Here is a 12,938-nt window from a genome sequence, read left to right on the forward strand (position 1 = left end):
GATGTTTTACTGAATTTTATTCAATAAAATCATATTAAAAGTGTAACACTTCACCTCTATTAATAGCACTATCGCTTCCGATGATAAATTTACTGTTTTTTGGAAGAAATCGAAACACAATATTTTCTTGCTTCGATTTTTGTTTCATATCTGAGATCACAGTACTCGATTTCAACATGTTAAAATCATAAACTACAACACTGTTACTTTCAATTTCTTCTTGAATAGAATTTTTAATTATGATAGGTTTCACCAATTGCTTTAATAAATCTTGATCCGGAACGGTTGAATATAAATAGGTTTTGTTTTGCTTTACAACCACATCATCTTTGGTATTACGAATGAGGTAAGCCATTTTAATACCTAACCAAACTATTGCATTAAATACTAAATTACGTTTAAAATGTGTTTTATAAAAGATCTGCATAGCTCCATAAAACCGTTTGGCATATTTAGCATCTTTTAAAGTACTTTCCCCTTTAAAATGAATAACTGTTGTATCTCCAAAATAATAATTATCGTAACCTGCTTTTTTAACTTTATAGGATAAATCTATATCTTCTCCATACATAAAGTAAGCTTCATCAAAACCTCCAACAGCTTGGTAAACGTCTTTTTTTAGCCACATAAATGCTCCGACTAAAATATCTACTTTACCAGAACTTTCAATTTGAAGTTGGTTGGCATAATAATCGTTATCATTCCCTAACACTTTCTTTAAGGATACTTTAGGTGTTGGCACATTACGTTTACTTTCTGGAAGAAATTTACCTTTTCCGTCTATAAGTTGGCAACCAACAATACCAAGATTGGATTTGCTTTCTGTAAACTTTAAAAGTTTAGTAAATGTGTCTTCAGCTACAACCGTATCTGGATTAAGAATACACAAATATTCTCCTTTAGCTTGACCGACACCAATATTATTTCCTTTTGAAAACCCTGAATTATCTTTATTTTCTATAAGTTTTACAGAAGGAAACATGTCTTTTACCATAGCACAACTATCATCTTGCGAATTATTGTCTATCACAATAATTTCTGCATCAAGGGTAGCAATAGCAGTTTGGACACTTTTTAGACATAATTCTAAAAAATCTCGAACATTGTAGTTGAGTATAATTACAGAGAGTTTCACGACAGCACTAAGATTTTAATGATGCTTCAAAAGGCACACGATCTATAATACTTCTACCTAAGGTTATTTCGTCAGTGTATTCTAATTCGTTACCAGCTGCGACTCCTCTTGCAATGGTAGAGGTTGTTACGTTGTAACCTTCTAGCTGCCTAAAAATATAAAAATTCGTTGTATCTCCTTCCATCGTTGGACTCATAGCAAAAATTAATTCTTTTACTTTACCCATTTTTACTTTTTCAACTAACGAATTAATCTGTAAATCTTGAGGTCCAATTCCATCCATAGGAGATATTTTCCCTCCTAAAACATGATATAAGCCTTTAAAAGAACTCGTGTTTTCTACAGCCATGACATCTCTGATATCTTCAACGACACAAATTAATTCGCTATTTCGGTTTGGATTTTCGCAAATTTCACAAATAACCTTATCACTAATATTATGACAAGATTTACAAAAATTAATTTCTGACCTTACTTTTGACAATGCATTAGCCAACTGAAACGTTTGATTTTCAGGCTGACGCAATAAATGCAATACCAAACGCAAAGCTGTACGCTTACCAATCCCTGGTAATTGCGACATTTCATTAACTGCGTTTTCTAAAAGTTTTGATGAAAATTCCATGGGCGCGAAGGTACAGATTTTTGTATATAAAAAAGTGATCGTTTTAAAAGACTATTCTAGAGCAAATTATCATTTATGAGATAGTTTTTAATAATTAATTCTGTTTTAAGGCACTCTTTTTTTTCAAATGCATTACTTTCATAAATTATACTAAAACGTAATTATCATGTCGCCAACATCAATACTTCTACTAATTGTATGTTACTTTGGATTGCTTATTTTAATCTCTTATTTCACTGGAAAAGAAGATTCTAATGCCGCTTTTTTTAAAGCTAATAAATCTGCTCCATGGTATTTGGTGGCTTTTGGAATGATTGGCGCTTCACTATCTGGTGTCACTTTTATTTCGGTTCCTGGTGCTATTGAAGCTAAGCAATTTGGATATTTACAAGTGGTTTTTGGTTACTTTTTTGGGTATTTGATAATTGCCTATGCATTATTACCGCTTTATTATAAACTAAACCTCACCTCTATTTACACGTATTTAAGAGATCGTTTTGGCATTGTAAGTTACAAAACAGGTTCTGTAGCATTCCTAATTTCTAGAACCGTTGGAGCTGCATTTCGTTTGTTTTTAGTGGCTAAAGTATTACAGCTTCTTGTCTTTGATCTTTTTGATATTCCTTTTGCTATCACTGTAATCATTACCATTGCACTAATTTGGTTATATACTTTTAAAGGTGGTATAAAAACAATCATATTTACAGATACACTTCAGACTTTATTTATGTTGGTTTCTGTGGTTGTTACCATCGTGTTTTTGGCTTCGGCTTTAGACTTACATAGCATTGGCGAAGTTATTACTTACACTCAAGAAAGCAACCTTAGTAAAGTGTTCTTCTTTGATGACGTTAATGATTCGCAATACTTTTGGAAAAGTTTCTTGTCAGGGATTTTTATCACCATAACCATGACTGGATTAGACCAGGATATGATGCAGAAAAACCTAACCTGTCGTAATTTAAAAGATGCTCAGAAAAACATGATAACCTTTAGTATTGTGTTAATTTTTGTAAACCTCTTGTTCTTAGTACTTGGACTAATGTTAACCCAATATGCTGCTGCCAATGGAATTACAGCTTCAAAAGATGATCTTTTTGCAACAATTGCTATGCTTCCAGAAATAGGCATTATAACCTCAGCATTCTTTTTATTAGGTTTAATTGCTGCAGCTTATTCTAGTGCAGATTCTGCTTTAACCTCTTTAACAACATCGTTTTGTTTTGATATTTTAGATATTGAAAACAAACCCGAAACCAAAAGAAAAGGCTTAAGAAAGCGTGTTCATGTTGGCTTTAGTGCTGTACTTGTTTTGGTTATCTTATTATTCGATTTAATCTTTAAAGATGTCTCTGTAATTTGGGAACTATTTAAAGCTGCAGGCTACACTTATGGACCTTTACTTGGATTATTCGCCTTTGGATTAATAACCAAATCACAAATTAAAGATAAGTTTGTTTGGATTATTGCAATTGCAGCTCCAATCTTATCCTATGTTTTAAATATGTATTCTAAAGAATTATTTAATGGCTATGAAATCGGTTTCGAGATATTAATCGTTAATGGCCTCTTGATGTTTTTAGGTTTGTTCCTAATAAAAAAGAAGTCTTAATATTGATTAGTACTTAATAATACCAACGTACACGCCACCTCAAAAGCAATAGAATTCTGTTTTAACAGATTATAAAATTCAGGATTTTCTGTACCAGGATTAAAAATAACACGCCTTGGATTTAAACCAATAATATAGTCGTAATAGGATTCTTGACGTTGCGGATTAAGATAAAGTGTTACAGTATCTATAGCTTTATAAGGCATTAATTCTGTATCGATAGATACATCTTCAACCTCACCTTTTCTTAAACCAATTGCTTTTACGCTATGCTTAAAATAACGTAGCTTTTTAATGGCCTTATTAGAATAACGTTCTGTTTTTAATGAGGCTCCGATAACTAATGTTGTTTTTTTCATAATGTTAAAAAAATGTTAAGTAAAATTATATGAGTAACATAATATAAATATAGTCGTCTACTTAATAACAAACTATAAAATCAATCAAAATAATCAATCAAAAATGAAGCATTTACTTTTAATGCTTATTATGGTGTCATCAACCATTTTAAGTGCACAACCCAACTCTAATTCTGACATAAAAAGCGGTTCTATTTCTGGACGTGTTATAGATGCAGAGCTCAACGAACCTTTACCCTATGTAAATATTGTTATTAAAGACGTTGCCAATAAAATTATTACTGGTGGCATTACTAATAGCAATGGTACTTTTGGTATTGAGAACATTCCTGAAGGTACTGTTATTGTTTCTATTCAATTTGTCGGTTTTAAAACCATAGATAAGAATGTAACTTTAGGAAAAGGTAATTACAAAGTGAATCTTGGAGATATTAAACTCGAAGAAGAATCTACAGGTTTAGATGAAGTAACTATCGTTGCCGATGTGTCTACCATTCAGCAAAAAGTAGATCGAAAAGTAATTACCATTGGTAAGGATTTACAAACGGCTGGAGCCAATGCAAGCGAGATTATGAATAACCTACCTTCTGTTAGTGTAGATCAGCAATCTGGAGCTATTAGTTTACGTGGTAACCAGAATGTACGTGTTATGGTCGACGGAAAACTATCTAACATTCCTGCAGATCAGTTATTAAAACAAATTCCTTCAACATCAATTAAAAGTATTGAGTTAATTACCAATCCTTCTGCAAAATACAATCCTGAAGGCATGAGTGGTTTTATAAATATTGTTCTTCATAAAAACACACAAATTGGCTTTAATGGAAATATTAATGTGGGTTTAGCCTATGATATTGAACCTAAATTTAATAGCTCTATTGATGCCAATTACCGAAACGGAAAATTCAATTTATACGGTTCTTACAGTAATAATATTTCAAAAAATGTTAACAACGGTTATATCAATAGAACCGAACAAAACATAGAGCAAAACTTTGACATATTAAATAATAATAAATCTCATTTATTTAAAATAGGGCTCGATTTTTACTTAAATGATAAGAATACAATTTCAGTTTTTACGAATCAGAATATATTTGATGGCAAAAACAATTCGAACTCTGCCATTGCTTATTTAAACGATTCAGCGCTTTTGGAAGAGCAATATGCTGAAGCCAATACTGAAAACGATTCGCAACAATATAACTTTAATTATAAGCACGATTTTAACGATGAAGGTCACAATATAGAACTTGAAGTTGATTATAATACTTATGAAGGTATTGGTGACACCAACAATCTATTTTTAAGTTCTCAACGTCCAAATTTCATAGAAGACACAGACACTGATAGAAAGAGTACAACCGTTAATTTAGATTATGTTAATCCATTATCTGAGTCTGCCAAATTAGAATTAGGTTTGGAAGCACGTTTATTTGACACTAATATTTTTTACGAATCTGATGCACGTGAACAGAATGAATCTGGAGATTATATTCCAACAACGACCAACTTTGATTATGCAAGAGATATCTATTCGGCTTATGCTACTTATGGCAAAACATTAGAAAAATGGAGTTACCAAGTAGGCGTAAGAGCAGAAACGGTTAATGTAGATTCTGATGCCTTTAAAAAAGATTTAGCTTCAGCAGAAGAGTTGGTTATTCCTTTTGAAAACAATTATTTTGAATTGTATCCTTCTGCTTTTGTTACCTATTCTGCTTCAGATAAAAACTCGTACCAGTTTAGTTATAGTAGAAGAATTGATAGACCAGGAATTGGACAAGTAAATCCTTTACCTAATTGGAGTACACCTTTAATTTCCGAATTTGGAAATCAAGAATTAAGACCACAATTCACCAATTCTGTTGAAGCTAATTACACAAGACAACTAGAAAAAGGTAGCATAACAGCTGGTGTTTTTTACAGAATTATTGAAGACGAAATTCAACAAGCTATTTTAATTGACAGAACAGATGTTAATCGCTTAATCTTTACCAATTTGAATTTTGATAATACAACCGCTTTTGGTATTGAATTATCATCGAATTACAGACCAACAAAATGGTGGAGTATTAACGCGAGTTTCGATTTGTTTTCGCAAACTCAAAAAAGTCTTGCAGAATCGTTTGATGTAAACCAAGACATTGTTTTAAATACTGTTGAAGTAGATAACGTTGCTTGGAACTTAAGAGCGTTTAACAATTTTAAAGTGAGTAACAGTTTAAGTTTTTCTGCTTTTGGAATGTACAGAGCAAAAAATAAAAATATTCAATTTGAAATGAACGATATGCTTATGGTTAACTTAGGTATGCGTTATAGTTTTCTTGAAGATAATAGAGCTAGCTTTAGCTTAAGTTACAATGATATTTTTAATACCATGTATGCACAGTTCGATGGACAAAGACCTTATGCACAACAAGGGAGATTTAACTGGGAAAGTCAACAAATATCTGGACGTTTATCATACCGTTTTGGAGGTGGAAAATACAGAGCAAAATCTCGTAAACAACGTGATAATGACGTTAAAGAAGGTGGCGGCATGTTTTAAAGACATATTTAATAGTTGAAAAAAAATGTTAATGGTTAGTGTTAGTAATCGACTATTAAATTGAGAAAACCCGAAACGCAAGTTTCGGGTTTTTGTTTTTTTGTTAAATGCGAGTTAAACTCATTATCAATTGTAATATAACAAGAGTTATTACGTCTATAGTAATAAGATTAATAGTAATTATTATAAATGGAGATTTATAATAGTGTTAGTAAAGTTGATTAATAGTTGGAAAGCCCAAACGAGAAATTGTTTGGGCTTTTTTAAATTTTATGAATTAAGATAATCTGTAAGTTTAAAAGAATGCTATCATTCATCAAATCCTTTTTTTTTTTACGTCTACTTCGCTCAACGATCACAAAGAAAAACATTATTCATTTCTTAATTATCCCTCAACTTGCAAACTCATTTCCTCAAGGCTTTATTTTTTTCTTACTTTTATAAAACATTATAATAAAAAGTATAATTCCGATAATTAACATCGCATACGCTTTATAATTATCTCCAAAATTCAGATTATCAAAATCTAAATAGGTGATTCCGAAAGTCAGAAATATAACAGCAATAAACCCAACAAGTCCAAGATTATTCTTCATAATTAATAATTGTAACTATATTATATTTTTTTTTTTAAAATTCATTTATTATAAGAATTAATATACTCTTGCCTTCGCAGGAATTCTACCATTTAATAATCACACTTCCCCAAGTAAAGCCACTACCAAAAGCAGCTAATACAACGGTATCGCCTTCTTTTATTTTTCCTTCTTCCCAAGCTTCACATAATGCTATTGGAATAGATGCAGCAGTTGTATTTCCGTATTTCTGAATGTTATTAAATACCTGATCGTCGGTTAACTTAAACTTACGTTGTATAAACTGTGCAATACGCAGATTTGCTTGGTGCGGAATTAGCATATCAATATCATCGACTTCTAATTTGTTTTTCATTAAACCTTCCATGATCACTTCACTAAAACGAACAACGGCATTTTTAAACACAAACTGTCCATTCATATGTGGAAAATAACTTACATCATCAGGATCATTATCTGCCAAAATATCACTTACCCAACGTTTACCCATTCCTGGAGCTACTAATACTAATTCTTCTGCATGTTCTCCTTGCGAATGTAAATGTGTTGATAAAATGCCTTTAGAATTATCTTCTTCTCTAGTTAAAACTGCAGCTCCTGCACCATCTCCAAAAATTACAGTAACTCCTCGTCCTCGAGTCGTTTTATCCATACCTTGAGAATGTAACTCACTTCCTATAACAAGGATATTTTTATACATCCCAGTTTTTATAAAATTATCGGCTACAGACATGGCATAAACAAAACCAGAACATTGGTTACGTACATCTAAGGCTCCTACTGTTTTTATATCTAAAGCATGTTGCACTTGTACACCTGGACCAGGAAAATACATATCTGGACTTAGTGTTGCAAAGATTATAAAATCAATATCATCTTTATCTAATCCAGAACGTTCAATCGCCATTTTAGCAGCTTTCACTCCCATAGTTGCTGTAGTATCTCCATCATCTTTTTCTACCCAACGACGTTCTTTAATCCCTGTTCGCTCTTGAATCCACTCGTCATTAGTATCCATGAATTTAGATAAATCATCATTGGTTACCACATTGTCTGGTAAGTATTTTCCTAAGCCTATTATTTTTGAATTGTACATCGAAAATTTATTTTTCGTTTCCGTGACATCGGAAAACATATTAGTTATCTCTTGCGAATTTAACCTATAAGATACAATTTACTTTTATTCCAAATCGGATTCGTTATGCACGCATAATACTTTAGAGTTGTGCCATCTTGTCATAATTAATTTCTTGGTATTTTATTTGACTAGTAATTATCTGTAATTAAAATAATAAATAACAGCCTTCAATTACGTTTAGATTGCGCTTAACGTGACAAAGAGGTAAAAATTCAAATAAAATGACAAAAGGAAGTATTAATGTATCGGTAGAGAATATCTTTCCGCTTATTAAAAAATTCTTATACAGCGATCACGAAATCTTTTTACGTGAACTTATTAGTAATGGTACAGATGCCACACTAAAATTAAAGCACCTTACTAGTATTGGTGAATCTAAATCTGAATACGGAAATCCTATTATTGAAGTTGTAATTGATAAAGAAGGTAAAAAACTTCATATTATTGATCAAGGATTAGGAATGTCTGCAGAAGAAGTAGAAAAATACATCAATCAAGTTGCTTTTTCTGGTGCTGAAGAATTCTTAGACAAATACAAAGATTCTGCTAAAGATTCAGGAATTATTGGACACTTTGGTTTAGGGTTTTATTCTGCGTTTATGGTAGCGGAAAAAGTTGAGATTATTACAAAGTCGCACACTGGAGCAGATGCTGCACATTGGACCTGTGATGGATCGCCAGAGTTTACGTTAGAACCTTCTGACAAAGCAACTAGAGGAACAGAAATTATTCTTCATATTGCAGAAGATTCTACGGAATTTTTAGAAGAAAACAGAATTAGTGAGTTACTTAATAAGTATAACAAGTTTATGCCTATTCCAATTAAATTTGGAACTAAAGAAATTGACGATCCAGAATTTACACCTGCAACAACTACGGATGCTGAAGGAAAAGAAATTACTGAGCCTCAGAAAAAAATCACGGTTGATAATATTATTAACAACCCAAATCCTGCTTGGACAAAACAACCAGCAGATTTAAATGATGAAGACTATAAAGGTTTTTACAGAGAATTATATCCAGCTCAATTTGACGAGCCATTATTTAACATTCACCTTAATGTAGACTATCCGTTCAACTTAACAGGAATCTTGTATTTCCCTAAGATGACCAATGATATGAACATGCAGAAGGATAAAATTCAACTGTACCAAAACCAGGTTTATGTAACAGATAATGTTGAAGGGATTGTACCAGAATTTTTAACCATGTTACGTGGTGTTATTGATTCTCCAGACATTCCATTAAACGTATCACGTTCTTACTTACAAGCAGATGGTGCGGTGAAGAAAATTTCATCTTACATTACACGTAAAGTAGCCGATAAGTTGAAATCTTTATTCAACGCAAATCGTGAAGATTTTGAAGCGAAATGGGACGATATTAAAATTGTTATTGAATACGGAATGCTATCTGAAGAGAAATTCTTCGAAAAAGCAGATGCCTTTGCTTTATACCCAACAGTAGATGGAAAGTTTTATACGTATGATGAGCTTTTCAACAAAACAAAAGCAACACAAACAGATAAGGATGGTAAATTAGTAATTCTTTACGCTTCTAACAAAGACCAACAGCACAGTTATATTGAAGCTGCAAAAGCGAAAGGTTACGAAGTGTTAATGTTAGACTCACCAATTGTTCCGCATTTAATTCAAAAATTAGAATCTTCTAAAGAGAATATTTCTTTTGCAAGAGTTGATGGAGACCATATTGATAACTTAATTAAGAAAGACGAAACTGCCATTTCAAAATTAAGTGAAGAGCAACAAACGGAATTAGATACTATTTTAAAAGAAGTAATTCCTTCTGAAAAGTTCGCTGTACAATTAGAAGCTATGGATAGTGATGCGTCACCATTCATTATTACACAACCAGAATTTATGCGCAGAATGAAAGAGATGCAACAGACTGGTGGTGGCGGAATGCAGATGTTTGGTAATATGCCAGAAATGTATAACCTTATTGTTAACACAAATTCTCCTTTAGTTAATGAAATTTTAGAAACTAAAACGAAGAAGAAACAAGAACGTTTAATTACGCAAAGTTTAGATTTAGCGCGTTTATCTCAAGGTCTATTAAAAGGCGAAGAGTTAACCAACTTTATTAAACGTAGTTACGAGATGATCAAATAGATAAAAGACCGCTTCGCTTTTAGAGCCAAGAGTCAAGACCAAAACCACTTTGTTAATTCAAAGTGGTTTTTTTTGTTAATTTTATCAGATAAAGTTTAAGATTATGAAACCACTGCACAAAAAAATACTTTTAACGATACTCATTATTGGCTTTTTGTTTTACATCGATCCTGTTTATGCAGGTCCTGGTGGTACAATTGCTAAAGGACTATTTAAAACTTGGTGGGGAAAAATAATTTTGTTTGCACTCTTTATTGTGCTCTTTCCTTTAATCGCTTACACCTATTGCGTAGAGTTTTTTGCTGTCAAGAAAACCAAAAAGCAGCTCAATCAAATTGGATTAAAGAATAAAGATTTTTCGTGGTTAAACCTAGATAAAAATGTACGTAACGTATTTACGCGTGTTTATATCGCTTGGGATAAAGAAGACATGAAAGAAGTTTCAGAATATGTTAATCATTGGTATTGGCAGAACCAACAGAGCGTTCATTTAGACCAATGGAAAAAAGAAAATCTTAAAAACGTATGTAAGTTAGACCAAATTAAAAGTGTAAAACCGCTTTACATAGAGCTAAGTGACACTAAAGATCTTGAAGGGTCTAAAATTGCTTTTGTTATTACTGCAGATATTAAAGATTATTTAAAAGACAGAGAAACAAATCGTATTGTACAAGGGAAAAATGAATTTGGTGACGAAGAGAAAATTTGGATTATGGAATATACCAATGGTAAATGGCTTTTGGATGATATTAGAGAAGGTAAATTTAGTTTAGCTTTTGCTAAAATGAAAAATGTAATACCAGAATTTCATAGCAGTACCACCCTAACAACAAAATAAATCTTTAGTATTTTAAATATTACTTATAACCACTTTGTTAATTCAAAGTGGTTTTTTTTATTTTATAAACTCATTAAAAAGGATGTTACACTCATTAAAAAGCATCATTAACTAATTCCATATATTTTATTCCTTCAATGGTTCATAGGTTTGATTTATACTAACATTAAAATCTTATCTCATGAAAAATCAATTCAACTTAGACATTAAAACACCTTGTTCAGAAAATTTCGATCAATTTTCTCCAACCGTTCAAGGAGGATTTTGTGGTTCTTGTAAAAAGGAAGTCATAGATTTCACAAAAATGAATGCAAATGAGATTGGCCATTTTTTTAAGAACAAAACAACAGAAAACACTTGTGGACGATTTAATGATAACCAGTTAAAAACGCATAACCAAGAAGTCAAAAACAACAAATTACTGAGCTATGTAAGCGGTATTGGACTAGCTTGTTTAGCTTTTTTTACCAGTATCACAGCACAAGCACAAGATGCAAAAAAGTCAGTAGAGTCAAAAGAGAACACCTCTGAGATTAAAGCTTTAAAATTCAAAAAAAATATTACCATAAAAGGTTACGTGTCTGAAAGTGACTCACCATTACCAGGCGCTAATGTAGTATTACAAGGTACTGAAATTGGAGTTGCAACAGATTTTGATGGTAATTTTGAGTTTCCTGAAAAACTAAAAGTAGGCGATGTATTAATTATTAGTTATGTAGGGTTTGAATCTCAAAAAGTAGTTATAGAAAATAAAACATCAGCTTCAAATATTGATTTAAAAATAGACATGAAATATACTTCTTGCGTAATTATGGGCAAAGTTGCAGTTAAACAAATCTACAAGTCTAAAAGAAATTAATCGAGTACATCAGTTATGAAAAAACGATTCTTTTTCTTTTTTGCCTTCATATTAAACTTTAGCTTTTCTCAAGTATCTGATTTTAAAACTATTGATTTTAGTAAAGCAGATAATATCGCAAAACTAAATGAAGGGCGTGACTTAAACAACTTACCTCTACTTACTCACAAATTAACGTCTAAACTACCTACTGACGTAGAAAAATTTAGAGCAATATACACCTGGGTTTGTAAGAATGTAAGTGCAGATTCTTACCAACATAATAAAGTAAGTAGAAACCGTGAGAAATTTAAAAATGATAGTTTAGGATATATTGAATGGAATAATGAATTCAAAAAAATTGCTTTTAAAAAACTACTCAATCATAAAAAAACCATGTGTACAGGTTACGCATATCTAATTAAAGAATTATGTTTTATTGCAAATATTGAATGTAAAATCATTGATGGCTATGGAAGATCTTTTGAAACCAATGTGGAAGAACTAAAATCTATAAATCATTCGTGGAATGCTGTAAAACTAGATAACAAATGGTATTTATGTGATGCCACTTGGTCTAGTGGTTACATGATTAATGGCAATCTTTTTGTTCAAGATTATAATGACGGTTATTTTTTAACTGATCCCATATTATTTGCTAAAAATCATTATCCAATTGAAAAAAAATGGTTTCTTAATAAGAATTTAAAAGTATCAAAATTCATTGCAGAACCAATAATTTATGGAGAAACATTTCAGCATCAAATAATTCCAATTTATCCAAAGGAATTGAATACAACTATAAAAAAGAATGAAGAAATCAATTTTAGCTTTAAGTTATTAAAACCTATTTCTAAAGAATCAATTTCATTAGTGAAGATTTCAGGAGATCATCAAAACCATTATAAAATATATGATTTTAAAAATGAAAACGGAATTATCACTTTTAAATATCGTTTTAAACGCAAAGGTTTTTATGATATACACTTAAAAATTGAAAATGATATTGTAGCAACCTATTCAATGGAAGTTACTAAAACATAATATAGTTCACCATAATTGACTAATACGAACTTAAAACCACTTTGTTAATTCAAAGTGGTTTTTTATTTAC

Annotated in this window: 11 protein-coding genes; 6 read left to right on the forward strand and 5 right to left on the reverse strand. The window is 31.2% G+C overall.

Features of this window, described 5'->3' with window-relative positions; all coding sequences use genetic code 11:
- Positions 1-34: 34 nt before the first annotated feature.
- Both HM981_RS07845 and recR read right to left on the reverse strand, forming a co-directional pair.
- Complete coding sequence (locus tag HM981_RS07845) at positions 35-1,135, reverse strand: glycosyltransferase family 2 protein (protein ID WP_179338211.1); 1,101 nt, start codon at positions 1,133-1,135, stop codon at positions 35-37.
- 7 nt (positions 1,136-1,142) lie between these two features.
- Complete coding sequence (gene recR, locus HM981_RS07850) at positions 1,143-1,760, reverse strand: recombination mediator RecR (protein WP_179338213.1); 618 nt, start codon at positions 1,758-1,760, stop codon at positions 1,143-1,145.
- 166 nt (positions 1,761-1,926) lie between these two features.
- Here recR and HM981_RS07855 point away from each other — a divergent pair, with 166 nt between their 5' ends.
- Entirely contained in the window at positions 1,927-3,372 is a 1,446-nt protein-coding gene (locus HM981_RS07855; RefSeq protein ID WP_179338215.1) for a sodium:solute symporter, read from the forward strand.
- Here the strand turns inward: HM981_RS07855 and HM981_RS07860 are convergent.
- Positions 3,369-3,731 (reverse strand): CoA-binding protein, encoded by a 363-nt coding sequence (locus HM981_RS07860; RefSeq protein ID WP_179338217.1) that lies wholly within the window; start codon positions 3,729-3,731, stop codon positions 3,369-3,371. The genes HM981_RS07855 and HM981_RS07860 overlap by 4 nt on opposite strands.
- Before the next feature lie 103 nt (positions 3,732-3,834).
- Here HM981_RS07860 and HM981_RS07865 point away from each other — a divergent pair, with 103 nt between their 5' ends.
- On the forward strand, positions 3,835-6,282 hold the full coding sequence (locus tag HM981_RS07865; RefSeq protein ID WP_179338219.1) for an outer membrane beta-barrel family protein: 2,448 nt from the start codon (positions 3,835-3,837) through the stop codon (positions 6,280-6,282).
- 413 nt (positions 6,283-6,695) lie between these two features.
- Here the strand turns inward: HM981_RS07865 and HM981_RS07870 are convergent, their stop codons facing one another.
- Positions 6,696-6,878 carry a hypothetical protein gene (locus HM981_RS07870; RefSeq protein ID WP_179338221.1) on the reverse strand — a complete coding sequence of 61 codons (183 nt, stop codon included), beginning with the start codon at positions 6,876-6,878 and terminating at the stop codon, positions 6,696-6,698.
- An 85-nt stretch (positions 6,879-6,963) separates the two neighbouring features.
- Positions 6,964-7,974, reverse strand: a complete 1,011-nt coding sequence (locus HM981_RS07875; protein WP_179338223.1) for a 3-oxoacyl-ACP synthase III family protein — start codon at positions 7,972-7,974, stop codon at positions 6,964-6,966.
- A 263-nt stretch (positions 7,975-8,237) separates the two neighbouring features.
- On the opposite strand from HM981_RS07875, the gene htpG reads away from it, so the two are divergent.
- From htpG to HM981_RS07895, 4 genes are all read left to right on the forward strand, one after another.
- Positions 8,238-10,148: a molecular chaperone HtpG gene (gene htpG / locus HM981_RS07880; protein ID WP_179338225.1), complete on the forward strand. Its 1,911-nt coding sequence runs from the start codon at positions 8,238-8,240 to the stop codon at positions 10,146-10,148.
- 103 nt (positions 10,149-10,251) lie between these two features.
- Positions 10,252-10,986, forward strand: a complete 735-nt coding sequence (locus tag HM981_RS07885; RefSeq protein ID WP_179338227.1) for a Tim44 domain-containing protein — start codon at positions 10,252-10,254, stop codon at positions 10,984-10,986.
- Positions 10,987-11,167: 181 nt separating this feature from the next.
- Positions 11,168-11,845 (forward strand): carboxypeptidase-like regulatory domain-containing protein, encoded by a 678-nt coding sequence (locus tag HM981_RS07890; RefSeq protein ID WP_179338229.1) that lies wholly within the window; start codon positions 11,168-11,170, stop codon positions 11,843-11,845.
- Positions 11,846-11,860: 15 nt separating this feature from the next.
- Positions 11,861-12,868 carry a transglutaminase domain-containing protein gene (locus HM981_RS07895; protein ID WP_179338231.1) on the forward strand — a complete coding sequence of 336 codons (1,008 nt, stop codon included), beginning with the start codon at positions 11,861-11,863 and terminating at the stop codon, positions 12,866-12,868.
- Positions 12,869-12,938 lie beyond the last annotated feature (70 nt).

Origin of the sequence: Winogradskyella ludwigii, assembly GCF_013403985.1 — a bacterium.
Classification (GTDB): Bacteria; Bacteroidota; Bacteroidia; order Flavobacteriales; family Flavobacteriaceae; genus Winogradskyella; species Winogradskyella ludwigii.